General features: G+C 61.9%; 23 protein-coding genes and 1 tRNA gene. 15 read left to right on the plus strand and 9 right to left on the minus strand.

Annotation, left to right across the window (positions count from 1 at the left end):
- Positions 1-15 precede the first annotated feature (15 nt).
- From B9Z49_RS17395 to B9Z49_RS17420, 6 genes are read left to right on the plus strand one after another with little or no spacing between them, the layout of a single operon-like run.
- Positions 16-1,680, plus strand: a complete 1,665-nt coding sequence (locus tag B9Z49_RS17395; protein WP_108354702.1) for a hydantoinase B/oxoprolinase family protein — start codon at positions 16-18, stop codon at positions 1,678-1,680.
- The gene (locus tag B9Z49_RS17400) at positions 1,677-3,758 is read left to right on the plus strand and encodes a hydantoinase/oxoprolinase family protein (RefSeq protein WP_108354703.1); all 2,082 of its coding nucleotides are present in this window, start codon (positions 1,677-1,679) and stop codon (positions 3,756-3,758) included. Before B9Z49_RS17395 ends, B9Z49_RS17400 begins: the two co-directional genes overlap by 4 nt.
- Positions 3,755-4,369: a cysteine hydrolase family protein gene (locus B9Z49_RS17405; protein WP_108354704.1), complete on the plus strand. Its 615-nt coding sequence runs from the start codon at positions 3,755-3,757 to the stop codon at positions 4,367-4,369. The genes B9Z49_RS17400 and B9Z49_RS17405 overlap by 4 nt, the downstream gene beginning before the upstream one ends.
- 4 nt (positions 4,370-4,373) lie before the next feature.
- The gene (locus B9Z49_RS17410; RefSeq protein ID WP_108354705.1) at positions 4,374-5,774 is read left to right on the plus strand and encodes an FAD-dependent oxidoreductase; all 1,401 of its coding nucleotides are present in this window, start codon (positions 4,374-4,376) and stop codon (positions 5,772-5,774) included.
- A complete protein-coding gene (locus B9Z49_RS17415) occupies positions 5,771-6,667 on the plus strand; it encodes an oxaloacetate decarboxylase (RefSeq protein WP_233254688.1) in 897 nt (298 codons plus the stop codon). Before B9Z49_RS17410 ends, B9Z49_RS17415 begins: the two co-directional genes overlap by 4 nt.
- Positions 6,664-7,155: a GNAT family N-acetyltransferase gene (locus B9Z49_RS17420; protein WP_108354706.1), complete on the plus strand. Its 492-nt coding sequence runs from the start codon at positions 6,664-6,666 to the stop codon at positions 7,153-7,155. Before B9Z49_RS17415 ends, B9Z49_RS17420 begins: the two co-directional genes overlap by 4 nt.
- On the opposite strand, the gene B9Z49_RS17425 is transcribed toward B9Z49_RS17420, so the two are convergent.
- Positions 7,152-7,856, minus strand: a complete 705-nt coding sequence (locus tag B9Z49_RS17425) for a hypothetical protein (RefSeq protein ID WP_108354707.1) — start codon at positions 7,854-7,856, stop codon at positions 7,152-7,154. The two genes, B9Z49_RS17420 and B9Z49_RS17425, sit on opposite strands and share 4 nt — an antisense overlap.
- An 8-nt stretch (positions 7,857-7,864) precedes the next feature.
- The gene (locus tag B9Z49_RS17430) at positions 7,865-8,563 is read right to left on the minus strand and encodes a glutathione S-transferase family protein (RefSeq protein WP_108354708.1); all 699 of its coding nucleotides are present in this window, start codon (positions 8,561-8,563) and stop codon (positions 7,865-7,867) included.
- A gap of 268 nt (positions 8,564-8,831) precedes the next feature.
- Here B9Z49_RS17430 and B9Z49_RS17435 point away from each other — a divergent pair, with 268 nt between their 5' ends.
- Genes B9Z49_RS17435 through B9Z49_RS17445 form a run of 3 tightly spaced genes read left to right on the plus strand, consistent with a single transcriptional unit; the run spans position 8,832 to position 11,678 of the window.
- Positions 8,832-9,422: a carboxymuconolactone decarboxylase family protein gene (locus tag B9Z49_RS17435; protein WP_108354709.1), complete on the plus strand. Its 591-nt coding sequence runs from the start codon at positions 8,832-8,834 to the stop codon at positions 9,420-9,422.
- A 39-nt stretch (positions 9,423-9,461) separates the two neighbouring features.
- Entirely contained in the window at positions 9,462-10,439 is a 978-nt protein-coding gene (locus B9Z49_RS17440; RefSeq protein WP_233254689.1) for a tripartite tricarboxylate transporter substrate binding protein, read from the plus strand.
- 60 nt (positions 10,440-10,499) lie between these two features.
- Positions 10,500-11,678, plus strand: coding sequence for an MFS transporter (locus tag B9Z49_RS17445; protein ID WP_108354710.1), 1,179 nt, complete (start codon positions 10,500-10,502; stop codon positions 11,676-11,678).
- A 10-nt stretch (positions 11,679-11,688) separates the two neighbouring features.
- On the opposite strand, the gene B9Z49_RS17450 is transcribed toward B9Z49_RS17445, so the two are convergent.
- Positions 11,689-12,684: an asparaginase gene (locus B9Z49_RS17450; protein WP_108354711.1), complete on the minus strand. Its 996-nt coding sequence runs from the start codon at positions 12,682-12,684 to the stop codon at positions 11,689-11,691.
- Positions 12,685-12,687: 3 nt separating this feature from the next.
- Positions 12,688-13,515: a 2-keto-4-pentenoate hydratase gene (locus B9Z49_RS17455; protein WP_108354712.1), complete on the minus strand. Its 828-nt coding sequence runs from the start codon at positions 13,513-13,515 to the stop codon at positions 12,688-12,690.
- A gap of 84 nt (positions 13,516-13,599) precedes the next feature.
- Here B9Z49_RS17455 and B9Z49_RS17460 point away from each other — a divergent pair.
- Positions 13,600-13,676: transfer RNA gene (locus tag B9Z49_RS17460), tRNA-Met, on the plus strand.
- A 79-nt stretch (positions 13,677-13,755) separates the two neighbouring features.
- On the opposite strand, the gene B9Z49_RS17465 is transcribed toward B9Z49_RS17460, so the two are convergent.
- The 4 genes from B9Z49_RS17465 to B9Z49_RS17480 are packed head-to-tail and all read right to left on the minus strand — an operon-like array spanning position 13,756 to position 19,794.
- Positions 13,756-14,727: a Bug family tripartite tricarboxylate transporter substrate binding protein gene (locus tag B9Z49_RS17465; RefSeq protein ID WP_108354713.1), complete on the minus strand. Its 972-nt coding sequence runs from the start codon at positions 14,725-14,727 to the stop codon at positions 13,756-13,758.
- Positions 14,724-16,397, minus strand: coding sequence for a hydantoinase B/oxoprolinase family protein (locus B9Z49_RS17470; RefSeq protein ID WP_199225095.1), 1,674 nt, complete (start codon positions 16,395-16,397; stop codon positions 14,724-14,726). Before B9Z49_RS17470 ends, B9Z49_RS17465 begins: the two co-directional genes overlap by 4 nt.
- Positions 16,394-18,511, minus strand: a complete 2,118-nt coding sequence (locus B9Z49_RS17475) for a hydantoinase/oxoprolinase family protein (RefSeq protein WP_108354714.1) — start codon at positions 18,509-18,511, stop codon at positions 16,394-16,396. Before B9Z49_RS17475 ends, B9Z49_RS17470 begins: the two co-directional genes overlap by 4 nt.
- A 35-nt stretch (positions 18,512-18,546) precedes the next feature.
- On the minus strand, positions 18,547-19,794 hold the full coding sequence (locus tag B9Z49_RS17480) for an aminotransferase class V-fold PLP-dependent enzyme (RefSeq protein WP_146188555.1): 1,248 nt from the start codon (positions 19,792-19,794) through the stop codon (positions 18,547-18,549).
- Positions 19,795-19,900: 106 nt separating this feature from the next.
- Between B9Z49_RS17480 and B9Z49_RS17485 the strand changes: the two genes are divergently transcribed.
- From B9Z49_RS17485 to B9Z49_RS17500, 4 genes are all read left to right on the plus strand, one after another.
- Positions 19,901-20,908 (plus strand): LysR substrate-binding domain-containing protein, encoded by a 1,008-nt coding sequence (locus tag B9Z49_RS17485; protein ID WP_158273528.1) that lies wholly within the window; start codon positions 19,901-19,903, stop codon positions 20,906-20,908.
- Positions 20,909-21,014: 106 nt separating this feature from the next.
- Entirely contained in the window at positions 21,015-23,579 is a 2,565-nt protein-coding gene (locus B9Z49_RS17490) for an ABC transporter permease (RefSeq protein WP_108354717.1), read from the plus strand.
- 46 nt (positions 23,580-23,625) lie between these two features.
- Complete coding sequence (locus B9Z49_RS17495; RefSeq protein WP_108354718.1) at positions 23,626-24,030, plus strand: group II truncated hemoglobin; 405 nt, start codon at positions 23,626-23,628, stop codon at positions 24,028-24,030.
- Between the two features lie 59 nt (positions 24,031-24,089).
- Complete coding sequence (locus B9Z49_RS17500; RefSeq protein WP_108354719.1) at positions 24,090-24,728, plus strand: Smr/MutS family protein; 639 nt, start codon at positions 24,090-24,092, stop codon at positions 24,726-24,728.
- Positions 24,729-24,737: 9 nt separating this feature from the next.
- Here the strand turns inward: B9Z49_RS17500 and B9Z49_RS17505 are convergent, their stop codons facing one another.
- The gene (locus B9Z49_RS17505) at positions 24,738-25,565 is read right to left on the minus strand and encodes a symmetrical bis(5'-nucleosyl)-tetraphosphatase (RefSeq protein WP_108354720.1); all 828 of its coding nucleotides are present in this window, start codon (positions 25,563-25,565) and stop codon (positions 24,738-24,740) included.
- A 223-nt stretch (positions 25,566-25,788) separates the two neighbouring features.
- Here B9Z49_RS17505 and B9Z49_RS17510 point away from each other — a divergent pair, with 223 nt between their 5' ends.
- Positions 25,789-26,088, plus strand: coding sequence for an H-NS family nucleoid-associated regulatory protein (locus B9Z49_RS17510; RefSeq protein ID WP_108354721.1), 300 nt, complete (start codon positions 25,789-25,791; stop codon positions 26,086-26,088).
- Positions 26,089-26,314: the final 226 nt, after the last annotated feature.

Raw genomic sequence — 26,314 nt, forward strand, 5'->3', positions numbered from 1 at the left:
GTTTCAGCTTCACCAATGCCAAATGCAATGGACCCGGTCACTTTGGCCGTGCTGCGCGGCCGACTCGAACAGATTGCCGACGAGATGGACGCCACGCTCTACCGCAGCGCCTTCAACCCCATCATTGCCGAGGCGCATGACGCTTGCCACGGCCTGTACGATGCCATCACCGGCGACACCCTGATCCAGGGCAAGTCGGGCTTGCCGGTGTTTGTGGGTGCCATGGCTTTTGCCGTGCGCGCCGCCATGCGCGTGGCCGCTGAGCGCGGCGGCATGCAGCCGGGCGACGTGTGGTTGTTCAACGACCCGTATGAGGGCGGCACCCACGCCAACGACTTCAAGCTGGTCAAGCCCTGCTTTCGCAACGGTCAGCTGTATTGCTTTTTGGCTTCGGCCGCACACTGGCACGACGTGGGCGGTGCGGTGCCCGGCAACTACAACCCGGCGGCCACCGAGTGCTGGCAAGAAGCGGTGCAGATTCCGCCGGTGCGCATCTTGCGCGGCGGTGTGCTGGAAGACGATGTGCTGGCCATTTTGCGCGCGAACACCCGCCTGCCCGACAGCCTGTGGGGTGACCTGAACGGCCAGTTGGCAGCGCTCGAATTGGGTGGACGCCGCCTGGACGGACTGCTGGATGAATACGGCGATGCCAAAGTGGCGCAGGCCCTGGTGGAACTGCGCACACGAGCCGTGCGTTTGATGCGCTCGCACATTGGCAGCTTGCCCGATGGCCGCTACAGCTTTGAAGACGTGCTGGACAACGACGGCGTGAAAGACGAGTTGCTGACGATTGCGCTCGACATGACGGTGGCTGGTGACCGGCTGACGCTGGACTTTTCGCGCACCTCGGCGCAGTGCGCCGGGCCGGTGAACATCTCGCGTGCCACGGCAGTCGCCGCTTGTTATGTGGCTTTGAAGCATGTGTTCCCCGATGTGCCCGCCAACGCGGGCGTGCTCGATGCGGTCGACTTTGTGATACCCGACGGCCTGGTGATCAGCGCTTCGCGTCCGCGCCCGGTGGGTGGCTACACCGAAACGATTTTGCGCATGATCGACGTGATCTTCAGCGCCACGGCTTTGGCTGACCCCAAGCGGGCGGTGGCCCACGCTTACGGCACCATCAACGCCTTGTCGATCGCCGGTCACCGCACCGACGACAAGCGCAAGGGTCAGCGCTGGGTGATGTTCAGCTTCTTTGGCGGTGGGCACGGCGGCCATTCCGATGGCGACGGCCTGTCACACGGCAACGCGCCGATTTCCACCGCCACCATACCCCCCATGGAAATTCTGGAAGCGGCTTACCCGGTGCGCTTCACGCAGTGGGCCTTGCGCCCCGGCTCGGGCGGTGATGGCCAGCACCGGGGTGGTTTGGGCGCGATTTACGAAATTGAATTGCTCGAAGACAGCGCCGAGGCCTTCATTTTTGGCGAGCGCGGCAAGTCGGCCCCCAAGGGCATCCATGGCGGCCAGCCTGCACTGCCCAATGTGTTCGAGTACTGCCAGAACGGCGAATGGAAAACACCGCCCATGGTCTCCAAGATGCTTGGCATTCAATTGAAGAAGGGCGACCGGGTTCGCCTGCAAACGCCCGGTGGTGGCGGCTGGGGCAACCCGGCAGACCGGTCAGAACAAGACCGCGCCAAGGACAGCGCACTCGGTTACACCAAGGAACAAGCATGAGCGAGGCAGCAGTGAATCAGCCGCATTGGGTGGTGGGTGTTGACGTGGGCGGTACGTTTACCGACCTGTTTGTGCTGGACGAAAAAACCGGCCAGGCCCGCATTGTGAAAGTGCCTTCGACCCGGGGTGAAGAAGCTCGGGGCTTCATGAACGGCATTGCCAAAGTGACCGGCACCACCGGCGAAAACGGTGAACAGGGGGCCAAAGACATCGCCACCATCGTGCATGGCACCACCGTGGGCACCAACGCCTTGCTGGAACGCAAGATCGCCCGCACCGGCATCATCACCACACGCGGCTTTCGCGATGTGCTAGAGATGCGCCGCCGCGACCGCCCGCAAACTTGGGGCCTGCGCGGCAGCTACACGCCCGTGGTGCCAAGGGCTTGGCGCTTGGAAGTGGACGAGCGCGTGCTGGCCGATGGCCAGTTGCACACCCCCGTGAATCTGGATCAGGTGCGCGAGCAAGCCCGCGCCCTGCTGGCCGAAGGCTGCGAGGCGGTGTGTGTGTTCTTTGTTCACGCCTATGCCAACCCCGGCAACGAACAAGCCGCTGTGGCCGCTGTGCGCGAGATCTGGCCCAACAGTTATGTGACCGCCGCCAGCGAAGTGCTGCCCGAGATTCGTGAGTTTGAGCGCTGCTCCACCGCGACCCTGAATGCTGCATTGCAGCCCGTGGTGGGGGGGTATTTGCAGCGGCTCGATGGCGATTTGCGCGCCCAGGGTTTTGGTGGCGAATTGCTGATCGTGCAAAGCAATGGCGGCGTGATGTCGCGCCAGACCGCCTGCGATGTACCGGTGCGCACCGCTTTGTCCGGGCCTGCTGCGGGCGTGATGGCTTGCGCCGAAATTGCCCGCGCTTCTGGTTTTGAGAACGTCATCACGGGCGACATTGGTGGCACCTCGTTCGATGTGTCCTTGGTGGCCGGGGGCGAGGCGGCGCTGGCTGCGCAAACGTCTATCGAATTTGGTCTGGTGGTGCGCTCGCCCATGATCCAGATCGAGACCATCGGTGCCGGTGGCGGCTCGATCGCCTCGGTCGATGCGGGTGGCATGCTGCAGGTCGGCCCCGAGTCGGCTGGCAGCATTCCTGGTCCTGCTTGTTACGGGCGCGGCAACACCCGCCCTACGGTGACCGATGCCAATGTGCTGTTGGGCCGCATCGCGGCCGACCGGCCTTTGGGCGGCGGCTTGCTGAATAAACTCGACTCGGGTTTGTCGGATCAAGCCATTGCCCTGCATGTGGCCGAGCCTTTGGGCTTGACGGCGATGGCCGCGGCTGAGGCGATCTTGACGGTGGCCAATGCCCGCATGGCGGGCGCGATCCGTGTGGTGTCGATCGAGCGTGGCCACGACCCCCGCCAGTTTGCCTACATGCCGTTTGGCGGCGGCGGCGGTCTGCATGTGTGCGCCATGATGCGCGAGGTGGGTGTGACCACCGGCATCGTGCCCCGTTACCCGGGCGTGACGTCGGCGCTGGGTTGTGTGATGGCCGACATGCGCCACGACGCGGTGCAGACCCTGAACGTGGCTTTGGTCGATGTGGCTTGGCCCGAGTTGCTGCAACGCTTGGACGCATTGGCCGAGGCTTGTCAAGTGCGATTGGATTCGGCCGGTGTGAACTTTGTGCGGGTTGATGAAGTCATCAGCTTTGACATGCTCTACATGGGCCAGACCCACACGCTGCAAGTGCCCGTGAAGCGTGAAGCTTTGAATGCCGCCGGTTTGTTGGCCGCGTTTGAAGCGGCTTACCAGCACGCCTTTGGCCGGGTGCTGCAAGGCCCGGTGATCCGCGTGATGAACCTGCGTTATGCCCGCATCGGGCGGCGTCCCAAGTTTGACTTGGCGGTACTGGCCCCGCAAGGCAAGGGCAGCACCAACCCGGTGGGCGAGCAGCAGGTGTATCACCAGGGCCAGTGGTGGACGGCCCAGCGCTACGAGCGCCTGAGCCTGCCCGTGGGCACCGTGGTGCAAGGCCCCGCGATTTTGGAACAGCCCGACACCACGGTGTGGTTGGAGCCGGGCTTTGAAGGACGGGTCGACACATTGGGCAACTTATTGGTGGAGCGCACAGCATGAACTTGAAGAACGCGAAATTGGGCAAGAACATGGGCATGGTGATCGTCGACCTGCAAAACGATTTTCTGGCCCCTGACGGGGCTTATGCACGAGGCAACACCCTGAGTGCCGAAGCGGTGAAGTTGCCTGAGCGCATGGCGCCGGTGGCGCGTGCCATCAAAGGCCGAGGTGGCCTGGTCACGGCCAGCCTGTTCACGCTTTGGCCTGATGCACAGGGCGAGCCGATGATCTCAGCCCACCTGAAAGAGCGCCGCCCGTTTTTGCGCAAGGGAGATTTCGCCCCGGGCAGCCGGGGCCAGGCCAATGTGGACCTGCTCGCGCCGCTGGTCGATGTGTCGGTGTTCAAGGTGGCGTATTCGGCCTTCTTCAACACGCAACTCGACTGGGTGCTGAAAAAATCGGGCATCGACACGCTGGTGGTGTGTGGCATCGTCACCAACGGTGGCGTGGCCAGCACGGTGCGCGATGCGCATGTGCGGGACTACCACGTTGTTGTTTTGTCCGATGGTTGCGCCGCCTTCAGCGAAGCCGCGCACCAGGCCGCGCTGGCCGACATGGGCTCGGTGGGTGATGTCATGGACAGCGCCACTTTTTTGAAGCAACTGGGCTGAGGTCATGAACGCGCCGCTGCCGCAAGTTCGCCTGGCTGCTGATTTGCAAGCCGAGGATCACACGCCGGTGGTCATCGTGGGCGCTGGCGCTTGTGGTCTCACGGCCGCTTTGGCCTTGCACCGCTTGGATGTGGATTGCGTGGTGTTGGAGCGCGATGCATTTGCGGCGGGCTCTACAGCTTTGTCTTCGGGGTTTGTGCCTGCACCTTGCACACAAGCGCAAGAAGCGCAAGGCATCACCGACAGCGTGGAGGCGTTTGCCGCGGATATCCAGGCCAAGGCCCACGGCCAAGCCGCACCGCATCTGGTGCAGGCCTACGCGCAGCACATCGGCCCAGCGATGGATGCCTTGGCGGTTCACCACGGCCTGCCCTGGCAAGTACTGGACAACTTTTTGTACCCCGGCCACAGCGCCCACCGCATGCACGCCGTGCCCGAAAAAACGGGTGCGGGTTTGATGAGCCGCTTGCAAGCCGCAGCCGACGCTGCGGGCGTGGTGGTGCTCACGCAAGCGCAAGTGACCGAGCTGTGGGCCGATGACGCGCAACACATCCACGGTGTGGGTTTTGTGCGGCCCGACGGCCAGACCGAGCGCATCCGTTGCGATGCGGTGATCTTGGCCTGCAATGGTTTTGGCGGGGCCACGGCCATGGTGAAAGAGATGCTGCCCGAGATGGCCGAAGCCACTTATGCGGGCCATGTGGGCAACGACGGCAGCGCCATCGCTTGGGGTCGGCAGTTGGGCGCACGCCTGGCCGACTTGGGGGCCTACCAAGGACACGGCTCTTGGGCCGTGCCGCAAGGGGCTTTGATCTCGTGGGCGGTGATGATGGAAGGCGGCGTGCAGATCAACGCCCAAGGCCAGCGTTTTCATGACGAAACCCAGGGCTATTCCGAAGCGGCGGTGCATGTGCTGGCGCAGCCGGATGGTGTGGCTTGGAATGTGTTCGACGATGCGCTGCTCGCGTTTGCGCAAGACTTTCCGGACTTTGTGGCGGCGCAAGGCGCAGGCGCAGTGCAACACGCATCAGATGCGAATGGACTGGCGCAACTGATCGGCTGCCCGTCTGAGGCCTTGCAAGCCACTTTGAACACGGTGCAGCCTGGCACCGATTTGGGCACAGGCCGAACATTCCAGCGCGCACTGCAAGCCCCTTTTCATGCCATCAAGGTCACCGGTGCCTTGTTCCACACCCAAGGCGGTCTCGACATCGACGCGCAAGCCCGCGTGCTGCGCCAAGACGGCACGCCTTTGCCCAACCTGCTGGCCGCTGGAGGCGCGGCGCGGGGTGTGTCGGGCCAAGAAGTCTGGGGCTATTTGTCGGGCAATGGTTTGCTCAGCGCCATCGCGGGCGGGCACATGGCGGCGCACACCGTACAACAACTTTTGAAGGTCACGCCATGAGCCAGCACACCACTTTGGCCCAATCCCTTTTGGCCCAGCGCCTGCAACAACCGCAGGCCCTGTTGGCGCCCGGCGTGTACGACGCACTCACCGCACTGGTGGCGCAGCAGGCGGGTTTTGAAGCGCTGTATTTGTCAGGCGCATCGATTGCCTACACGCGCCTGGGCCGCTCGGACATTGGCCTGACCACCGCCACCGAAGTGGCGCAGACCTTGGCCCACATCACCGACCGGGTGAACATTCCCGTCATCGTGGACGCCGACACCGGCTTTGGCAATGCGCTCAATACGCAGCGCACCGTGCGCGACTTTGAGCGCGCCGGGGCTGCGATGGTCCAGATCGAAGACCAGACATTCCCCAAACGCTGCGGCCACTTGGACGGCAAAGGCGTGGTGCCGGTGGCCGAGATGCAAGGCAAGCTGCGCGCCGCCTTGGATGCAAGGCACGACAAGAACACCTTGATCCTGGCGCGCACCGATGCAGTCGCCGTAGAAGGCCTGGACGCCGCCTTGGAGCGGGCCGAACGCTATCTGGAATGCGGCGTCGATGCGCTGTTCATCGAAGCTTTGCGCTCGGATGAGCAGATGAACCGCGCCTGCGCGCAGTTCGCCAAGCGTGTGCCGCTCTTGGCCAACATGGTCGAAGGCGGCAAGACGCCGGTGCAAAGTGCGGCAGAGTTGGGCGAGCGCGGTTTCAAGATCGTGATCTTCCCGGGCGGAACAGCGCGGGCCGTACTGCACACGCTGCAAGGCTATTACGCCAGCTTGCACATGCACCAGACCACACTCCCATGGCAAGAAAAGATGCTCGACTTTGATGGCCTGAACGCGGTCATTGAAACACCGCAATTGCTGGCGCTGGGGCAGCGCTATGAGAGCGGTGACACGACATGACGCCCAACATTGTTTTGCGCGGCCTGCAAGTGGGCGACATCGGCTGGGTGGCGCACCGCCAGGGCATTTTGTACGCGCAGGAATACGGCTGGGACGGCACCTTCGAGGCCTTGGTGGCCGAGATTGCAGCGCAGTTTGTGAAAAACTTTGACCCGGTAAAAGAAAACGCCTGGATCGCCGAGTGCGACGGCCGGGTTGTCGGCTCGGCGTTTGTGGTCAAGGTTTCCGACACCGAGGCCAAGCTGCGCTTGCTGTACGTGGAGCCCGAGATGCGCGGCACCGGCCTGGGACGGCGCTTGACCCAAGAGTGCATCGCTTTTGCCAAAGCCCGGGACTATTCCAAATTGACTTTGTGGACCAACGACATCCTGCATGCGGCCAGGCACATCTACCAAACCGCGGGTTTTGTGTTGTTGTCCGAAGAGTCCCACCATTCGTTTGGACACGATCTGGTGGGTCAGTACTGGGCGCTGGATTTGGGAAATTAAGACGGCCCAGTCCAGCCCATTTCGAGCCAATGCGCATACCTCGGTTTGAATGGCCACGCAGTGTGCTGCACGGGCGTGCCCTTTGGCAAGACGCCTTCGGTCAAGTGGTCCAGCCAAGGACTGATGGCCCCCATTTGGAGCAGCCATGCCTGTCCTTCTGTGGTTTCCATAGCCAATCCGGCCTCACTGTGGCGGGCCATCGGAAAGAGGGTGCCAGGGGTGTGGCGTCCTGACATTCGGTCATGGACGCTGCCCCATGCAACGGTCTCGAGTTGGCGCTGAAAATTTTTCAAGCGCTGCTCCACGGCATCCGGCGATGGGTCTGTGAAACGCAATTGCCCCAGGACGTTGTCAAACCAGAAGAAGGCAGTCGGAAGGATGCGTGTCCATTCATCGAGTTGCGCCAAGCCATCGCCTGTGTGCAGGTTCAGGCGCGTGCCTTCACGCTTCAAAGCCTGACCATGACGCCACCGAAACAAAGGGGCCGCCAAGGGGTCGATGTCCCAGGCATGCACTTCCTCAAATTGAGTCAGCCATTCGGTGGGCAGCATCCAGCCTGCACTGCCGCCGATCAACACCAGTTGACGGCGTGGCATGGCTTGCGCTAGCAGCCAATCTGAAATTTGTGCCACAGCGGGCGCCCAACGTTTTTGCGAACGCCAGGCTCGCCAATGCCACTGCCACCCACCCGTCAGGCTCACGGCGGGCCTCAGGCTTTGTTCAGCCGTTCGTTTTGCGGGAACATGAATTTCTTGGCATCCGCGTCCATTTCGGTCTTGAAGGTGTATTTCGTTTTGAAGGCTTCGGCGCGCTGGGCCGCCGGGCGGGCGTTGACCAAATCCAGCAGGCGCTTGATGTGGGGGTACTGCGTCCAGGTGGCTTCCCCCGTGCCCAGCACATAAGGCAGCATGCGGGCCCAGCCCCACAGGGCCATGTCGACGATGCTGTAGTGCTCGCCTAGCATGTAAGTGTTTTGCGCCAGGTGCTTTTCCAGCACGCTCCAGTGGCGGTGGGCTTCAAAGTCGTAGCGGTTCAGGGCGTATTCTTTGGGCTCGGGTGCGGCATGGCGAAAGTGAACCGACTGGCCTGAAAACGGCCCGATGCCGCTCGCAATGAAAAGCAACCAGGACAGGGCTGCGCCGCGCTCTTTGGCCTGCGCCATGGCGGGGACAAATTTTTGTTCGCGGTCGGCCAAGTAAAGCAAGATGGCGTTGCTGTCGAACACGGTCACGTCACCATCGGTGATGGCGGGCACCTTGGCGTTGGGGTTGACGGCCAGGAAGGCAGGCGCAAATTGCTCGCCCTTGCGCGTGTCCACGGGCACGGCCTCAAAAGGCAGGCCCAGCTCTTCGAGCAGCAGGGTGATCTTCATGGGGTTGGGCGCAGCGTTGAAGAAAAATTTCAGCATGGGAGGGTTCCGTCCACAGGGGTTAAAGGTCAAGCGTGACAGGCCAAGTGTTCAAGGCCAAAGGGTCCACGCAGGGTCTAGCAGCTGTAAGTGTGGCCCAGACCCAGGCCAATGGTGGGGCTTTCCCAGTCATGTCGGTGACTCTGGGGTCTGTGCTTTGTTGTTACGTTCGCGCGTCGCTCAGAGCATCTGGCTTGTTCAATGCTGCTGAACAGGCGCTGGTGTTCTAGCGCTGGTGTAGCCCCTAATTTTTTTGCAGGAACGCTTCATGACCGAACGATTCGCCCAGATCCGTTACGACGAATTGCCCCCCGAGGTGCGGCCGTTGGCCGATGACATCCTCAAGGTGTCGAGCGCGGCGCTCGGCGGCCCCTACAACGCGCTGCTGCGCAGCCCTGACATGGCTCGCCGTGCCTTTGATTTTCTGGACTACCTTCGCTTCAAAACCTCGGTCAACAAGCGCCTGAACGAGTTGGCCATCCTGATCCAGGCGCGCATCTCCAACGCGCAGTTCGAGTGGTGGGCGCACGAACCCATCGCGCGCAAGGCGGGCTTGTCAGACGCGGTGATGCGCGACTTGCAGCAATGCCAACGGCCCAACAGCATGCAAGAGGATGAACGCCTGGTGTATGACTTTTGCATTCAGCTCTCTCTAAACCACCGCGTGCCCGATGCCTTGTGGCAAGAAGCTGTGGCACGCATGGGAGAGCAGGCGGTGGTGGACCTGACGGTCTTGTCGGGCACCTATGTCATGGTGTCCATGCTGCTGAACGCCACGCAAGTGGGCATTCCCGGTGGCTGCGCTGAACCCCTTCAGGTGTTGAGCCCTCTGGAAATTCGACAACGCTTGTTGGCCTGATCGGTCACACTGCGGCTTACATAATAAAGGGAGACTTCCATGTCCATTCGTTTTATCCGCACGGGCCTGGCCATGCTGTTGGCCCTCAGCACTTTTCAGATTTCGGCGCAAGACTTTCCCAGCCGCGCCATCACCATGGTCATGCCTTATGCCGCAGGCGGCCCGGGTGACACCATCACGCGCTTGTTTGCCGGGGCCATGCAAAAGCACCTGGGTCAGCAGATCGTGGTGGACAACACCGCAGGCGCCTCGGGCTCGATTGGCACGGCCAAAGTGGCCCGCGCCAAAGCCGATGGCTACACCTTGCTGATGATCCACGTCAGCCACGCCACCAACGTGGCCATGTACAAAAGTCTGCCCTACCACCCGGTGGATGATTTTGAGCCGATTGGCCGGGCCACCAGCGGCCCCATGGTGATCGTGGCGCGCAACGAGTTCCCGGCCAAAAACCTGAACGAGTTTGTGGCCTACGTGAAAGCCAATGGCAGCAAAGTCAGCCTCGCGCATGCGGGTGTGGGGTCGGCCTCGCACCTGTGTGGTTTGATGATGATGAACGCACTGAACGTCAAGCTCAATGAAATTCCCTACAAGGGCACAGGCCCGGCCTTGACCGACCTGATGGGTGGCCAGGTGGACATTTTGTGTGACCAGACCTCGGGCACGGTGCCCTCGGTCAAGGGCGGCAAGATCAAGGCTTATGCCTCGGCTGGAAAAGCCCGTTTGCCCCAATTGCCTGAAGTGCCTGCCATCAGCGACGCCGGTGTGGAAGGCTTTGACATCAACATCTCCTTTGGCCTGTATGCCCCCAAAGGCACGCCCAAACCGGTGCTCGATCAGTTGACCGCTGCCTTGCAAAAGTCGGTGGCCGACCCAGAGGTGCGCCAACGCCTGGAAGCCATGGGCATTTCGGCCGTGGGTGTGGAGCTGGCGCGGCCAGAGGCTTTGCGGGCCCACTTGAAAAACGAGATCGACACCTTGGGCAGCTTGTTGGTCAAGGCGGGCGTCAAAGCCAACTGATGCAGGGTGTGATTGCTGCGGCCCCCTGGTGGCCTTCTCGCCTGTACGGGAGATGAAACGATGAGCAACTGGTGGCCCTTGCTGCTGACTCTGGTGATTCAGGCCATGGTCGCCATGGCCTTGCTGAGCTTGCCTGTGGTCGCCCCTGTGGTGGCGCAGACTTTACAAGTCTCGCCCGCCTTGGTGGGCCTGTACGTGTCGGTGACTTACGCCGGGGCCATGGTCGCGACCTTGATGGGCGGCGCCACGGTGGCCCGAATGGGGGCCATTCGGGTGAGCCAGTGGGGTCTGGTCTTGTCTGCCTTGGGCTTGCTCTTGTGCGCCGTGCCCTGGCTGCCGTCCATGGTGCTGGGCGCGGTGCTGATTGGGCTGGGTTATGGCCCGATCACACCGGCCAGCTCGCACCTGCTGGCCCGCACCACGCCCGCGCACCAGATGTCGCTGGTGTTTTCCATCAAGCAAACCGGCGTGCCCTTGGGCAGCATGCTGGCAGGAGCGGTGGTGCCGCCTTTGGCGCTGCTGGGCAATTGGCAACTCAGCTTGGTGGCGGTGGCTGTGGTGTGCCTGTTGTGCGCTGGGGTGTCGCAAAGCCTGCGGGCCGAACTTGACAGCGACCGCCAACCGGACACCCGCATTCGCTGGGGCAGTTTGATCGAGCCCATCCGACTGGTGCTGGCGCATCGGGCACTGCTCACCATGGCGTCTTGCTCGTTCATGTTTTCCATGGTGCAGCTGTCGCTCACCACGTATCTGGTGACCTTTTTGCACGACGATTTGTCTTACGGTCTGGTGGCGGCGGGGCTGGCTTTGTCAGTCACTCAGTTGGGCGGCATTGGCGGGCGCGTGGTCTGGGGCTATGTGGCCGACCGTTGGTTGGGCGCAAGGCGCATGTTGCTGCTGCTGGCCAGCATGATGGCTTTGGGCGCTTTGGCCTCGGCCTTTTTGACCACCGATACGCCGCAGGCTGTGGTGATCGCCATTCTGGTGGGCTTTGGGGCCTCGGCCATCGGCTGGAACGGCGTGTATTTGGCCGAAGTGGCCCGCCGCGCGCCCCTCGGCATGGCCAGCATGGCCACAGGGGGCACATTGGCCTTCACGTTTTTGGGCGTGGTGGTGGGGCCGCCCATGTTCGGCGCCTTGTCGGGCCTGTTTGGCACCTACCGCGCCGGTTTTGTGGGCCTGATGGTCATGGCCAGCATCAGCGGCATGGTGCTGTACTGGACTCAGCGAGCGCGCTGATCAGCGGGTTTCAGCCGGCCAGCAAAATCTGGTCGATCCAGGTTTGAATCGCAGGCCCGTCCATGCCATGCGCCAGGCCCAGCAGCATGACGATGCGCACCTTGTGCGGTGGCAGTGGGCCTGCGGTCAGGATGCCGTGCTGGGCATCGGCGTAGACGCTGGCCCGCGTCACGCTGCCGGTAATGAAGCGGGCGCAGCGGGCCACCAAAACACCTTGTGCAGGCAATGACTGAATGAAAGCGCGGTAGGCCGTGGGCGTGTTGGCGTTGCCAAACCCAGCGTGCACGATGCCCTGCGCCCCGGCCGCCACGAAGGCGCGCAGGGCGGTGTCGTCCACCCCGGCATAAGCCACGACCATGTCCACCCTGGGCCATGTTGTGGGCGTTTGCCAAGCTACAGTCGGAGCACGCCCGACGGCGCGAAACCACTGCACCGCTTGATCGGCCACCTCGCCCACGGCACCGGCCAGTGGGCTGTCAAAAGCTTCTACGCTGCTCACATGGCGTTTGCCCACCCACAGGCCTGAATGGATTCGGCCGTTCATGACCACCAAGGTGCCGCGCCCCCGTGCACCGGTGCAGGCGGCCACGCTGCAGGCGTCCAGCAAATTGGCCGGGCCATCGGCCGAATAGGCCGTGGCGGGGCGCATGGCCCCCACCACCACGATGGGTTTGTCGCTGTCCACGCTCAGGTGCAAAAAGGTGGCGGTTTCTTCCAAAGTGTCGGTGCCGTGTGTAATTACGATGCCCACCACATCGGGATTGTTGACCGCTTGCATCACGGCGGCATGCAGATCGAGCCAATGCTCGGGCCGCACGTCGTAGCTGGCCAGCTGCATGGGTTGCGAGACCTCGATGATGTAACGTGCACGCAGCTCGGGCACAGTGTCGACCACGGCGGCCAGGCTCAGGCTGGCGGGTTTGTAATCGGTGCTGACGGAGGCAGCGCTGGCCGCGCCTGCGATGGTGCCGCCGGTGCCGATCAGGGCCAAAAGGGGTTTTGTCATGGCTCAAGTCTCCGAAAAAATCAGGTTCACACGGCCCAGTGGGCCGAAGTCGGCGCTGGCGCTGTCACCGGGCTGCAACTCCAGTGGCACCATGCAAGTGCCGGTGGTCACCACATGGCCCTTTTGGAGCGTGATGCCCAGGCTAGACAGCTGGTTGGCCAGCCAGGTCAGGGCGATGCGCGGGTCGCCCAGCACGTTGCCGCCCGTGCCGTCTCGGGTGTACTTCAGATGGCTGCCGTGTTGGACCCGGGCGTGCACCGGGTAGGTGCTCAAATCCAGGTCGCGCCAGAGATCGGGTGCGGCCGCACCCAGAACAAAGTGGCGAGCGCAGGCGTTGTCGGCCAGCAGTTGTGCTTCTCCCGCTGCGGTAAAGGGTTCCAGCCGCGAGTCGGGCACCTCAAGGGCCGGATGCAAGCTGGCCACGGCGGCCATGACTTGCTGTTGGGTATAGGACGCGGATTGCGGTGTCAGATCTTGCGCCAAGGCAAAGGCAAATTCCGGCTCGGCCACACGCATGCGGTTGCCTGCCGATGGGATGGCGTCGCCACTTTCAAACACCTGACCCGACAACAGCCGCCCGGCCAGCGGACCCCCCACGTTGATGTGCAATTGTCCGTTGGCGCTGGTGGCCGCGATCTTCCAGCCAACCACCTGGCGGCCAGACACGGCGGGCAATTGCGCTTGTGCAGCGTAGCCTTGTGCTGCCGTCAAGGGTCGGCAGGCCTCGGGCAGGGCGCTCAGCACTTGGCCTGATTGCCAATGCTCCCAAATCACTTGGGCTGTTTGTTGACAGATTTCCTGTTCGGTGGGTTCTGGTCTTGGCTGTTTCATGCGCCAATTGTTACGCCAACTTGCCCGACTACCCGGAAATCTTGTGTATAATTTTTGGCTTGGTGGCTTGTGCCAACAAATTCAGGTGATATAGCTCAGTTGGTTAGAGCGCAGCATTCATAATGCTGATGTCGGTGGTTCAAATCCACCTATCACCACCAAAATCATTAAAAAAGGCCATTCAATGAATGGCCTTTTTTTGGGCCTGCTCAGGCTCGCGTGACTTTTCCAGTCAGGTTTTCATTGCAATTCGAACCCTGATTCCTTGATGACTGGACCCCAGTGCAACGTGGCGGAAGACACCCATTCTTGCAATTGAGCTGGGTTGGCGTAGGTGGCCACATTGCCCAGTTTGGAGAGCTTTTCAACGACTTCTGGGTCCGCCAGGGCAGCGGACACCGAACGGCTGAAGCGGTCCACAAATTCGGAGGGCAAACCTTTGGGTCCAAAAAATGCCAGCCAGGGGTTCTTGTCGACCCCTTTGATGCCCAACTCCTGGAAGGTGGGAATGTCGGGTGCTGATTTGGCACGGCTGGTGCCCGAGACGGCCATGACATGCATTTTTCCATTGCGGTGGTGCTCGATAGACTCGGTCAGCGACAAAAACCCAGCGGGCACTTGCCCACCCAGCAGATCCTGAACCAAGGGTGCGCCACCCCGGTAAGGAATGGCCACCATTGGAGTGCCCAGTGACTTGCCGACCAGCAGGCCCGCAAATTGAGGCACGCTGCCGACGGCAGGGATGCCGTAATTGGCCTTGCCCGGATTGGCTTTGAGCCAGGTGCCAAACTCCGAGGGAGTTTTGGCGGCAATCGTGCTGGACAGGGCCATGACGTTGTAATAACTGGCGACACCTGCCAAGGCTGTGAAGTCCTTGAGAGGTTCGTATCCTGGTGCCTTGAAGGTCAGGGGAATGATCACATGGGAATGGTCGATGGTCAGCATCACCATGGCACCGTCGGGCGCTGCAGCCTTGAGTTGTTGCGTGGCAATCATGCCGCCGGCACCGGGTTTGTTTTCCACAATGACCGGCTGGTTCATGATCACGCGCAATTTTTCACCCATGATGCGCGCGACAACATCGGTCGCTCCCCCGGGTGGGAATCCCACCACAATGCGGATCGTGCCGTTGTAATCGGCTGAGTGTGCTGACCATGGCAGTGCCATGAGCAGCAGAAAAAATGAATACGTCAGACGTTGGATCAGTTTCATGAAGAACTCCTGGGGAGTGGGTTGAAGGACAGGGGTGAAAGATCTGGGGGGGCAGTCGCATGGTTGACCGCATCCTTTGCGCAGAGCGCCGGGTCTCGTTTTTCGGGTGGACCAAAGCCGCCGCCGCCGGGCAGTTCAATGCAAAGACGACCACCGTTCGGGATGTGAATGGTGCTTTTGCCCTCATGTGGGGTTTGCACACCGCTGGCCGATTGGACGTCGACCCGTCCGGGGGTGCCCGACATGCCGCCATTGCGGCCACGGGCCGGGTAGGCGCGGCGGTCAAAGGTGGCGGCCGAGCAGTCAAAGCCCACTGCGTCACGAGTGCCGATCACGATGCGCTGGCTGAGCCCCCCGCGCCACTGCCCGGCACCGGCCGAGTGGGGCAAATACACTTTTTCCCAGAAGACCAATGGTGATTGCGCTTCCGTGATTTCAACCGGAATGCCACCGACGCCACTGGGAAAAGCGGTGGTCGACAAACCATCCTTGGTGGGGCGTGCGCCCGTGCCGCCTAAACCGACACTCATGACATTGAAGGCCTTGCCTTGCGCGGGATGTCTGCTCATGGCCAGCACCCAGATGCTGCCGGCCGATTCGGCCGGTACTTGGCCGTTCAGGGCTTGCTCCAAGCAGCCAAACATCAAGTCGGGGAGCATCTGTCCGATCACATGGCGAGCGGTGACCGGACTGGGCCGTTGGGGATGAACGATGCTGCCTTCAGGGGCGATCACTTCGAAAGGGGCCAGGGAGCCGGCGTTGTTCGGGACCTCGGGCGCGATCAGGCATTTGAGGCCGAAGACCGAATAAGCGTCGCTGTAGCATTTGGGCGAATTGATGCCCATGCGTGATGCGGCGCTGGTGCCTGCGTAATCCACGCGGATCAGTTCGCCCTGCTTGTGCAGGGTGGCGACCAGGCTCACGGGATGTTCATAGCCGTCGATGGTCATTTCGGCGCGCCATTGCCCATCGGGCAGTCGCGCGATGGCTTCGCGGGTGGCACGACCCGATTGCTCGAGAATGTGCTCGGCCAGCGTGTCCAGACTCGCCAGTTTGAACTCGGTCATCATCTCGACCAAGCGGCGACTACCCACTTCGTTGCTGCTGACCAAGGACAGGATGTCCCCTCTGGCCTCGATGGGGTTGCGAGAGTTGGCCTGGATGATGGCCATCACATCTTCATTCAGCGCTCCGGCCCGCACCAGTTTGAGGTGGGGAATGCAGGTGCCCTCTTCAAACACCGAGGCGGCATCGGCTGTGAAGCCGCGCCCACCCACATCGATGGTGTGGCAGGTGGATGCAAACACCGCCACCGGGCGTTGTCCGACAAAGACCGGGGTCACGACCACAAAATCAAACAAATGCCCGGTGCCCATCCAGGGGTCGTTGGTCACCAGCACATCCCCCACGACCAGGCTTTCCAGTGGGAACCGTTCCAGGAAATGACCCACAGCGACAGCCATCGTGTTGACGTGCCCAGGCGTGCCAGTGACGGCCTGAGCCAGCATACGACCCTTCGCGTCGTAGACCCCGGCCGAGAGGTCACCCGCTTCCCGCGCCACCGAACCAAATGCGGTGCGCAGCAAGGCTTGCGCTTGCTCTTCGACCACTGAAATCAGCCGGTTCCACATGACCTGTGTGCGAATGGCGTGCAGCATTTGCGTGCTCATGATTGAGCCTCCATCATCAAATGGCCTTGCTCATCCAGCCGCGCCATCCAGCCTGCGGGAACGACGATGGTGGTTTCGTCTTCGGCCACCAAAGCGGGGCCTGCGATGTTCTCGCCCGTGTGAAGGTCAAAACGCCAGTGCAGGCCAAAGTCCCGTTGCTCGCCCAGTGCGGGCTCCCAAACCAGCCGTGTCGACAAGGTTTCTCGTTGGCGAGTGGTTTCAGGCAATGCGATCGGTTGCACGGCTTGCGGCAGGGTGGAGACGGTGACCGACCAGGTGACCGCCTCGACTTCGCCATCGGGTATGCGCAGCCCGTAAATTTGTTCGTAGGATTTTTCAAAAGCTTCCACAAGCGCCGCCAGTGCTGAAAGATCGATGGGGCCGTCTGATGCGGGAGGCAGATGCACTCGAAGTTCATGTCCTTGACCGGCATAACGCAATTCGGCCACTCTGAGCACATGCAAGGGAGCCCCTGCGCTGGCGGTTTCCACCACCGACAGTGCTTCGGCCTGCATGGCCTCTAGCCGTGCCTCGACCGCTTGGGGGTCCATCGTCAACAAGACGGACAAATCGCTGCGCACCACCTCAAAGGCCACTGGCGCTCGTAAAAAACCGATGGCCGAGCCGACCCCGGCGCCGGCAGGGACCATCACTCGGGTGATGCCCAGTTTTTGTGCCAGTCGGCCAGCATGCAAGGGCGCCGCACCGCCAAACGCCACCATGGTGAAGCTTCCCAGGTCTTGACCGCGCTCAATGGCGTGCACACGGGCCGCATTGGCCATGTTTTCCTCGACCATTTCGCTGATGCCTGCGGCGGCCCAGAAAGCGTCCATGCCCAAAGCTTTGCCGACATGGCGCGTGAGGGCTTGCTGGGCCAGTGCCGCATCCAGTGGCATGCGGCCTGAGGCAAAGCGTTCGGGGTCGATGCGGCCGAGCACCACGTTGGCGTCTGTGACCGCCGGCAGTTCGCCGCCGCGCCCATAGCAGGCGGGGCCCGGTTCGGAACCGCACGAATCCGGTCCGACGGTGATGCGCTGCAGGGCATCGACCCGGCCGATGGAGCCGCCGCCAGCACCAATTTCCACCAGTTCGATCACCGGAATGCGGATGGGCAAGCCGCTGCCTTTGAGGTTTTTCCAGACCCGGCCAATTTCGAAGCGGCGTGACCGTTCAGGCTGACCGTTGTTGATCAGGCAAATCTTGGCGGTGGTTCCGCCCATGTCAAAGGCCAGCACCTTGTCCAGGCCGCATTCCCGTGCCAAGTGGGCCGCCAAAATGGCACCGCCGGCTGGTCCAGATTCGACCAGACGGATTGGAAAGCGAGCGGCCAACTCCAGCGTGGTCAGCCCGCCGCCCGACATCATCAGCAACATGGGGCAGTGCAGACCTTTTTGCCGGATGCTGTCCTGCAGTCGAAAGAGATAGCTGCCCATCAAAGGGCGCACGTACGCGTTGGCCACGGTGGTGGAAAAACGCTCGTATTCGCGGATCTCGGGGCACACTTCCGAGGACAGGCAAATGCTCACATCGGGCCCGAGGATGGGTGCAAGGATGTCGCGGGCCCGTTGTTCGTGCGAGGGATGGCCCCATGCGTGCATGAAACCGATGGCCACTGCTTCGATGTGCGCATCTCGCATGCTGGCGCCGACCCTCCTGACGTCGTCTTCATTCAGGTCGAGCAGAACCGTGCCATCGGCCGCGATGCGTTCACGAACCGTCAGGCGCCAAGGCCTGGGCACCAACTCGGTTGGTCCCTCCAGGTTCGTGTCGTAAGCATCAAAGCGTTTTTCAAAGCCCATGGCCAAAACATCCCGAAAGCCTTCGGTGGTGACAAAGGCTGTGCGCGCGCCCTTGCGCTCGATCAGGGCGTTGGTGGCCAATGTGGTGCCGTGGACGAACAGCTCAATGCGTGAACCGTCCAGACCCGAAGCGTTGAGCAGGCGATCGAGTCCCTCCATCACGGCCAGTTCTGGCTGGCGTGGCGTGGTCAACACTTTGCAGCTGTGTCGGCGTGAGGGCGTTTCAAGGACCACATCGGTAAAAGTGCCGCCGATGTCAGCGGCCAGGCGTATCGGGGCGTTCGATTTGGCAGTCGGTATGGCGGTGACGATCATGGGGGTCCGGTGGGATGGCAAGGGGAAAAAAAGGTTCAGACCATGGGGCGTTCAAAGCGGGTGTCCTGCCAGCTGCCGCTGATCAGCAATTGCCGCAAGACCTGCACCGCTGACCACAGTTGTTGATGGTTCGTGGTCAATGGGTGAACACCCCAGCGCAAAGCGTCGGGTTTGCGCGAAGAAACGATGACGCCTTGCTCGACCAAGGCTTGCGCCAATGCGGCAGCCCCATCGAACTGCAGGGCCACATGGCCGCCACGTTGGGCGTGACTTCGTGGGCTGGACAAGTGCAACGGCCAAGCGGCGCACTGTTCATCGAAGAGTTGAATCAAGGTGTCGGTCAATGACCTGTGGCGCTGGTCCAAGGCCAGCGGGTCGACCTCGCGCCAAAGCTCTGCTGCTGCCGAAAAAGCAGCATTGGCCAGGACGGCGGGGGTACCCACCAAAAAACGGTCGGCCCCTGCGCCTGGCCTGTAGTTGGGCTCAAAGGCAAATGTGTCGGCATGCCCCATCCATCCCGAGATGGCAGGCCAAGCGGCATCGGCCCAGCGAGGGTGGATGTACAAAAATGCCGGTGCACCCGGTCCACCGCACAGGTACTTGTAGCCGCATCCCACCGCCAGGTCCGCTTCGCTTTGGACCAGCGCGATGGCCACGGCACCTGCAGAATGCGACAGGTCCCACAGGCTCATGGCACCCGCCTCGCGAATGCAGCGGTTCAAAGCAGCCATGTCCAGTCGCGTGCTGCTGCGGTAGTCCACATGGGACAAGGCCACCACGGCCACGTCTTGCGGGGCCAGAGCCGCACGCAAATCGGACGCATCGTCGATGAAACGCAGCTCGGCCAGATGCTCCCGGGCGATGGCTTCGGCCACATAGCGGTTGGAGGGAAACACGTGGCGTTCCAGCACGATCACACGGCGAGGGGCTGCAACGCTGAGCGCATAGCGCAACAACTTGTATTGGTTGATGCTGGTGGTGTCCGTGACCCGGACATCGTTGCTGCCCGCCCCGATCAGATGGGCCATTGAGGCACCGAGCGTGCGGGGCTGTTCCAGCCAGTCCAGCTCGTTCCAGCTGCGTCGCCGTGCTTTGGCCCAACCGTCTTGCAGCACGGTCTGCATTTTCAAGGGTGCCATGCGCGGCATGGGTCCGATCGAGTTGGCATCGAAATACAGCGTTCCTGGTGTGCCAGGGTCAAAGCGATCCCCCACCTGGGCCAAACGGATGTGACTGGGGTCGTGGGCATCCAGGTGCATGCAATCGGCAAGGGTCAGTGGCAAACAAGACTCCGAATCGTGGAACAGACAAGGTCATCGTAGTCAGGCTCTGGTATTCCAACAAGACTTGAAAAGGTAATAATCATGTCTTTTTGTTATGGATGATTCGATGCCTGAATCCGCAAACTCTGCAGCTTTGCCCATCACATCGGTTCATGACGGGCGGCCCCGCAAGTCGACCCCTGCCAGCATCCCTGATCCGGCTGCGCTGGTGTTGCTGGCTGAAATTGCGGACGCGGGCAGTGTGACGGCTGCAGCTCGCAAACTGGGCAGTTCGCAACCGGCCGTGAGCAAACAACTGCGCCGTCTTGAAGAGTCCCTCGGGGTCACCTTGTTCGAGCGCGGCTTGCGTGGGGTACAGGCTACGGAATATGGCTTGGCCTTGCTGCCGCGCGCCCGAGCGATTCGCAGCCAAGCCCGTCAAGCCGGTGAAGATGTGCAGCAAAGACGGGGCCACAAAGAAGGACGTCTGGTGGTGGCGCTGTCCCACTTCGCCACCATGGCCTTGTTGCCCCAGGTGATTCCGGCATTTCGGATTCGTTGGCCGGGATTGCAATTGAACATCGTGCCGCCAAGCTTTCAGTTGGGCGGTTTGCGCGAAGGCGCGCCTGACTTTGCCGTGATGTCTTTGCCAGCTGAACAATTAGGGTCTGAGTTCGTCACCCGCGCGCTCTACGCCACCACAGTATCCGTGGTGGTGCGTCCCGGACATCCTCTGCAAAACGCCCAAAATTTGTCGCAGTTGTTGGGAGCTCAATGGGTATTGCCCAGCCTAGAGAGTTCGGTTGCCCGGGGTTTGGACCGAGCTTTTCAGCAGGCCGGTTTGGCCTCGCCTCAATGCTCAGTGACCTGTCAGACCTTGACGGGCCTGGAAACGCTGGCCCGGCACAGCGACCTGGTGGCGGCCATGCCGATGGAGGTTCATGAGTCGCGCATGCAAGCCAGCGGCTTGTGCAGGGTGCCCATCCAGGAAACGATCGATGGTGCTCGGGTGGCCATCGTGCGCTGGTCGGATGCCCAGCCAACCCCCGCGGGGGAAGACCTGGAGGAATCCTTCGTTCAGGCCGCGTATGAGTTGGCGCGTGAGCAAGCCAGAGTCCGGGGCCGAGCGGCTTAAATCCAGCCTATCTGGGAGCCGATGGGGTGCTCGCATCGGACATGCTTGAGGTGCCTGCCAAGCCCCCAGCCCTGCCAGACCTTCGCCCCTCAGTTATGGTCAGGAGATGAGCAAGCAATCTTGGATACATGGTTTGAAGCTGGGTGCGCGTCAGTTGTGGCGTGACTTGCGGGCGGGCGAGTTGCGCCTGTTGATGGTGTCGGTGGCCTTGGCGGTGGCGGCCTTGACGGCGGTGGGCTTTCTGGCCGATCGCATGCAGTCGGGTCTGTGGCGCGATGCGCGTCAACTGCTGGGCGGCGATGCGGTGGTGGTGAGCGACCAACGCACCCCCCAAGCCTTTGTCCAAAAGGCCCAAGTGGCTGGTTTGCAAAGCAACACCAATGTGAGTTTCCCGACCATGGCGCGGGCCATGAACTCGCCGGATGCTGCGACATCACCTGCTGCATCAACCGCTACGCCATCCGCTGCCCCACCCGCTACCCGCCTTGTGGCCCTAAAAGCCGTGGAGCCCGGTTACCCCCTGCGCGGCCGCCTCGAGATCGCAGGCCAAAGCGCCGCCAGCATTCCGCCTGAGGGCGAGGTTTGGGTCGATGCGGCCTTGCTCGAAGCCTTGAATGTGCAAGTCGGCCAGATGCTGGGCTTGGGCGAGCGGAGTTTGCGCATTGGTGCCACCATCACCCGCGAGCCCGATCGGGGTGCGGGCTTCATGGGTTTTGCACCGCGCGTGATGATGAACATGGCCGACTTGGCCTCCACGGGCCTGGTGCAGCCGGCCAGCCGCGTGAGCTGGCGCATGGCTGTGGCGGGCAGCGATGCGGCCGTAAGCCAATTTTTGCCTTGGGCGCAGGCCGAGGCCGACAAGCCGGCGGTGCGTGGCGTGAAAGTCGAGTCGTTGGGCAGCGGCCGTCCCGAGATGCGCCAGACCCTGGACCGGGCCTCGCAGTTTTTGAACCTGGTGGCTTTGCTGGCGGCTTTGCTGTGCGCCGTGGCGGTGGCCTTGGCGGCGCGCAGCTTTGCCGAGCGTCAACTGGACGCCTGTGCACTGCTACGGGTCTTGGGGCAAAGTCAGCGCACACTCACCTTGAGTTATGGTCTGGAGTTTTTGGGCGCTGGCCTGGTGGCCAGCGTGCTGGGGGTGCTGGCTGGTTATGGCGTGCACTTGGGATTTGTGCAGTTGCTGGTGGGGTTGGTGGATGCCAACTTACCCGGCGCCACGCTGCAGCCGGCGCTGATGGGTCTGGCCATGGGGTTGACTCTGCTGGTGGCCTTTGGCCTGCCGCCGGTTTTGCAGCTGGCGCAGGTGCCGCCGCTGCGCGTGATTCGCCGCGACCTGGGCAGCGTGCAGGTGCGCTCGGGGCTGGTGCTGGTGATGGGCTTGCTCGGCTTTGCCTTCACTTTGCTCATGGTCAGCCGCAACCTGACACTGGGCCTGATCACCGTGGGTGGTTTTGGCGTGGCGCTCTTGGTGTTTGCCGCTCTGGCGGCGGCGGCGTTGTTTTTGCTGCGCCGTGCGGTGCCTGATGAGTCGGCTCCGCGCTGGTTGCGTCTGGCCACGCGGCAGGTGGCGGCGCGGCCGGTGTTTGCGGTGGTGCAGGTCAGTGCCTTGTCGGTGGGTTTGCTGGCGCTGGCTTTGCTGGTCTTGCTGCGCACCGACCTGATCGCCAGTTGGCGCCAGGCCACGCCGGTGAATGCGCCCGACCGCTTTGTCATCAATGTGCAGCCCGAGCAGGCCAAGGACTTTTTGGCGCATCTGAACAAAGCGGGCGTGCAGTCGCCCGATTGGTTCCCGATGATCCGGGGCCGGCTGGTGGCCATCAACGGCCGTGTCATTGGCCCCGATGACCTGGAAGCTGACCGGGGCAAACGCTTTCTCGACCGTGAAGTCAACCTCTCGCACAGTGCGGTCTTGCCCGGACACAACCCCCTGGTGGCCGGACGCTGGCAGGCCGAAGAAGCCGATGGCGTGAGTGTGGAAGAGGGCATTGCCCAGGCGCTGGGCCTGAAGCTGGGTGACCGCCTGGGCTTTGACATTGCCGGTCAGCCGCACGAGGCCCGCGTCACCTCTTTGCGCAAGGTGGACTGGGCTTCGATGCGGGCCAACTTCTTCATGCTGTTCCCGGTCTCGAAAATGCCGGACTTGCCGATGACCTACATGGCCGCTTTCCGCTCACCCGAGGGGGTGCCGGGTTTTGAAAACGCCATGGTCAACGCCTTTCCCAACATCACCAGCGTGGACATGCGCAGCACGCTGGCGCAGGTGCAGCGGGTCATGGACCAGGTGATTCGGGCCGTGGAGTTTTTGTTTGCCTTCACTTTGGCGGCAGGCCTGATGGTGTTGCTTGCCGCGGTGGGCGCGAGTCGCCAAGCGCGTGAGCGCGAATACGCCATCATGCGGGCGCTGGGTGCAGGCCGCAGCCTGCTGGCGCAGGTGCAGCGCACCGAGCTGCTGGGCATTGGCTGGTTGGCGGGTTTCATGGCCAGCGCCATGGCGCTGTTGGTGGGCTGGGCGTTGGCCCGTTATGCCTTCGAGTTCGCCTGGCAGCCGCCTTTGTGGGCTCCTTTGGCCGGTGGCTTGGTTGGGTCCTTGCTGGCTTGGGGTGCGGGTAGCCTGAGTTTGGCTGGCGTCTTGCGCCAGCCGGTGGTGCAGACTTTGCGCCAGGCGGCGCAGTGACTGCCGTAGGCATGACCCTCCTTTTTACATCGCACAATCGAGCTCTATGAACACCGAAGAAAAGCCACCCTTGGACAGCCCGTTTGCTTGGATCGGCGGCGAAGCGGCTGTGCGCAGCTTGGTCGAGCGCTTTTATGACCTGATGGACCTCGAGCCAAGCTTCAAGGCGCTGCGCGATGCGCACGGCAGCACCTTGCAAGATGCCCGCAACAAACTGTTTTGGTTTTTGTGCGGCTGGCTAGGTGGGCCCGAGCACTACACCGAGCGCTTTGGCCATCCGCGTTTGCGCATGCGCCACATGCCGTTTTCGATTGGCGTGCTCGAGCGTGACCAGTGGCTGGCCTGCATGGACCAGGCCATGACCGAGACACAGGTTGACCCCGTGCTGCGCGAGCGGCTGAATGCCAGCTTTTTCAAGACCGGCGATTGGATGCGCAATCGGGGCGATTGAGGTGAACGCGATCTGCTTGTGCGCCATGCACACCCACTAACGTCCAGCCAGGATTTCCCGTGAAAATCAACGCCTTGCAAGACCTGAAAAAAGTCCGCCAGAAGCTGGCCGAAGCCCACGTGCAAGCCCAGGCGCTGGCTGCAGCCCAGGCCTTGGCTGCCCGCCAGCGCGAGGCCGAAATCAACTTGTTTGTGCGAGCCGTGGGCGTCGTGCAGCGTTTGCCTGCGCACGGCCAAGTCAAGCTGGAGGGTCCCAGCCCAGCTCCGATTGCGCACCAACTTCAAAAAGACAACGAGGCGGTGTTGCGCGATTGCCTGAGCGACGAATTCGATGCCAGCACCTTGCTCGATACCGATGACGCCCTGAGTTTTCGCCGTCCGGGCATTGGCCGTGACGTGATCCACAAGCTGCGCAAGGGCGATTGGTCGATTCAGCGTGAGATCGATCTGCACGGCCTGCGCACCGACGAAGCCCGCGTGGCACTGTCCGAGTTCATCCGACAGGCGCAACGCCAGGGCTTGCGCTGTTTGCGCGTGGTGCACGGCAAAGGATTGGGTTCACCCGGCAAAACGCCGGTGCTCAAGTCCAAAGTGCACAGCTGGCTGGTGCAAAAAAACCAGGTCATGGCTTTCGTTCAGGCCAAGCCGGCCGAGGGCGGGGCGGGGGCCTTGTTGGTCTTGCTCAAGCCGGGCGGCTGAGGCCTGCCATCAACCCGGCAGCTGCGCCTGCTCGCATGCCACTTGAATCCGTTGATGCTGCCCGTCTTCGCCAAGGCGCATGGCGCTCAGGCAGCCGCCCCAGACGCAACCCGTGTCCAAAGCCCAGATGTCGCTGCGGTCTTGTCGGCCCAGCGTGGACCAGTGGCCAAAGGCCACCCTGATGTCGGCCGTGCGCCGCCCTGGAACATCGAACCAGGGCATGAAGCCTGCAGGCGCCTGCGCGGCGCTGTCTTTGGTGGCAAATTCCATCGTGCCATCGGCAGCGCACAAACGCAGGCGCGTCAAGGCGTTGACCACGACGCGCCATCGATCCAGACCTTCCAAATCGTCGCGCCAAGCTTTGGGCTCGTTGCCATACATGTGGGCCAAAAAATACGGCAAATCTGGCCCGCGCAAAACGGCTTGCACCTCGCTCGCCAAGGACAAGGTTTTGTCCAGGGTCCAATCGGGCAAAACCCCCGCATGCACCGACAAAACCTTGTGAGACCAAAGCGCCAAGTGCTGCTGGCGCAGCCAATCGATCAGTGTGGAGCGATCGGTCGCTTGCAGCAGGCCATCCAGCGTGTCCATCCGTTTGGGTCGGCTGTGGCCAAAAGCCACAGCCAAAGCATGCAAATCGTGGTTGCCCAGCACACACTGCACACTGCCTTGCAAGGCCATCAAGCGGCGCAACACGCCGGCGGAATCCGGGCCGCGATTGACCAGATCACCCAGTACGATCAAATGGTCACGGCTGGGTGAAAACGCCACACTTTCCAGCAAGCGGCCAAGCGGGGCATCACAGCCTTGAATATCACCAATCCAGTAAACAGCCATTTTTTCCTTTGATATAAATCAAAAAATCTATTAATAAGGTAGAACGGTTGGGATTGTCAGCCCGATCCGCGAAACTGCCAACCGTTATCATTGTCAAAATTGGAATAAATGGGTGGGATCGGGTTTCAATTTCTTTAATTCCACCTCTTGCGTCTGTCGAAATAATCTATCGACTGAGCTTGTTGTATAATAGATTTTCATATTTTTAATTGGAGTGCTTACCATGTCACAAACTTATAAAGAATTATTGCAGCAGCGTGAAGCTTTGGAATCGGCCATTGCTCAAGCCCGCCAAAATGAAATTTCAAGCGCAGTCTCAAAAGTGCGTGAATTGGCGGCTGAGTATGGTTTGACAGTCCAGGATATTTTCCCGGGCCGAGGCGGCAAAACTGGCGCAGTCAAGTCCACCAGCAAGGTGGCTGCCAAGTACCGCGACCCAGCGACAGGTCAGACCTGGACCGGTCGCGGCAAAGCCCCTAAGTGGATCGAAGGCAAAGACCGCACGCCATTTGTCATTGCCTGAAATGGACGGCCATTTGAACGGCTCATGAAAATGTCACCTTGACAGATGTTGTCATTCCAAAAGAATGCCCATGAAACCCCGCCTTGGCGGGGTTTTTACTTGTGCGCCCAGCATGGGCGCACACCTGCGGGTGCAAGTCCCGCTGCGAGCTGGTCACAGTGAGCAAAGTGAAACGCAACTGCGTGAGGGTGACCGAACGTGGGAAGGAAGCGTGGATCGTAAATCG

The organism is Limnohabitans sp. 2KL-51, from assembly GCF_003063645.1.
GTDB lineage: Bacteria > Pseudomonadota > Gammaproteobacteria > Burkholderiales > Burkholderiaceae_C > Limnohabitans_A.

Bases quoted from the DNA above. Each gene is read 5' to 3' on its own strand.
- B9Z49_RS17395 (WP_108354702.1), top strand. From the start codon at position 16: ATGCCAAATGCAATGGACCCGGTCACTTTGGCCGTGCTGCGCGGCCGA.
- B9Z49_RS17420 (WP_108354706.1), top strand. From the start codon at position 6,664: ATGACGCCCAACATTGTTTTGCGCGGCCTGCAAGTGGGCGACATCGGC.
- B9Z49_RS17445 (WP_108354710.1), top strand. From the start codon at position 10,500: ATGAGCAACTGGTGGCCCTTGCTGCTGACTCTGGTGATTCAGGCCATG.
- B9Z49_RS17505 (WP_108354720.1), bottom strand. From the start codon at position 25,565: ATGGCTGTTTACTGGATTGGTGATATTCAAGGCTGTGATGCCCCGCTT.
- B9Z49_RS17400 (WP_108354703.1), top strand. From the start codon at position 1,677: ATGAGCGAGGCAGCAGTGAATCAGCCGCATTGGGTGGTGGGTGTTGAC.
- B9Z49_RS17485 (WP_158273528.1), top strand. From the start codon at position 19,901: ATGCCTGAATCCGCAAACTCTGCAGCTTTGCCCATCACATCGGTTCAT.
- B9Z49_RS17510 (WP_108354721.1), top strand. From the start codon at position 25,789: ATGTCACAAACTTATAAAGAATTATTGCAGCAGCGTGAAGCTTTGGAA.
- B9Z49_RS17475 (WP_108354714.1), bottom strand. From the start codon at position 18,511: ATGATCGTCACCGCCATACCGACTGCCAAATCGAACGCCCCGATACGC.
- B9Z49_RS17405 (WP_108354704.1), top strand. From the start codon at position 3,755: ATGAACTTGAAGAACGCGAAATTGGGCAAGAACATGGGCATGGTGATC.
- B9Z49_RS17415 (WP_233254688.1), top strand. From the start codon at position 5,771: ATGAGCCAGCACACCACTTTGGCCCAATCCCTTTTGGCCCAGCGCCTG.
- B9Z49_RS17455 (WP_108354712.1), bottom strand. From the start codon at position 13,515: ATGAAACAGCCAAGACCAGAACCCACCGAACAGGAAATCTGTCAACAA.
- B9Z49_RS17450 (WP_108354711.1), bottom strand. From the start codon at position 12,684: ATGACAAAACCCCTTTTGGCCCTGATCGGCACCGGCGGCACCATCGCA.
- B9Z49_RS17410 (WP_108354705.1), top strand. From the start codon at position 4,374: ATGAACGCGCCGCTGCCGCAAGTTCGCCTGGCTGCTGATTTGCAAGCC.
- B9Z49_RS17440 (WP_233254689.1), top strand. From the start codon at position 9,462: ATGTCCATTCGTTTTATCCGCACGGGCCTGGCCATGCTGTTGGCCCTC.
- B9Z49_RS17470 (WP_199225095.1), bottom strand. From the start codon at position 16,397: ATGAGCACGCAAATGCTGCACGCCATTCGCACACAGGTCATGTGGAAC.
- B9Z49_RS17490 (WP_108354717.1), top strand. From the start codon at position 21,015: ATGAGCAAGCAATCTTGGATACATGGTTTGAAGCTGGGTGCGCGTCAG.
- B9Z49_RS17495 (WP_108354718.1), top strand. From the start codon at position 23,626: ATGAACACCGAAGAAAAGCCACCCTTGGACAGCCCGTTTGCTTGGATC.
- B9Z49_RS17465 (WP_108354713.1), bottom strand. From the start codon at position 14,727: ATGAAACTGATCCAACGTCTGACGTATTCATTTTTTCTGCTGCTCATG.
- B9Z49_RS17430 (WP_108354708.1), bottom strand. From the start codon at position 8,563: ATGCTGAAATTTTTCTTCAACGCTGCGCCCAACCCCATGAAGATCACC.
- B9Z49_RS17435 (WP_108354709.1), top strand. From the start codon at position 8,832: ATGACCGAACGATTCGCCCAGATCCGTTACGACGAATTGCCCCCCGAG.